Annotated in this window: 1 protein-coding gene; it reads right to left on the bottom strand. The window is 60.6% G+C overall.

The window, feature by feature from the left end:
* On the bottom strand, positions 1-635 hold a 635-nt coding region (locus tag OB03_RS14495; protein ID WP_461344631.1), incomplete at both ends, for a tape measure protein.

The raw sequence follows: 635 nt of genomic DNA, 5'->3' as shown, positions 1-635 counted from the left end.
ACATGTGCGACAACCATTCTGGTTCCCACTAGGGTCACCAGTACACCGCCGGCCGTTACGACCACATCCAGATTGCTCGCAAGGATCTCGATGCCCTGCGCCATACGCTGCGTGGCCGACAGACCGCTATCCGTCTGGCCGATAAAGCGCCCCAGTTCGTTGTTCAGCGTTTGCAGCGAGGCAGCGACAGTTGTGGTGGAGGCGCTAGCGCGGGTTTCGATGTCGCCGAAACCCTTGAGCATGGCCGCCGCCCATTCTTGGACCGTAACCTTGCCGTCCTTCACATCCTTGGTGAGTTTGATGGTCGAGCCCGCCCAACGATCCGAGCCATTCGCCACGGCTTGCAGAACAGTAGGAAGGCCATCGACGAGGCTGTTGAACTCAGCCGCTTGAACCGTACTACCACCCAGCAGTTGGCCCAGTTGGAGCAGAGCGCCGCTGGCTTCCGTTGCCGACGTGCCCTGAAGCTTCAGTGCAGCTGACGTGCCCGACACGATTTTCAGCAGGTCTTGTTCGCTCGCCCCAAGGTTCTCGCGGGCCATGGAGGCGCGCTGATAGAGTTCAGCCGTGGCGGCGACAGCAATGCCGTTTCGATTGGCCGTCTCGTACAGGCTATCCTCTACGCGCTTGAGTGC

This window comes from Brevundimonas sp. GN22 (assembly GCF_054824005.1).
The sequence above is the reverse complement of the archived record's forward strand: the minus strand, read 5'-3'. Positions and strand labels throughout refer to the sequence as shown.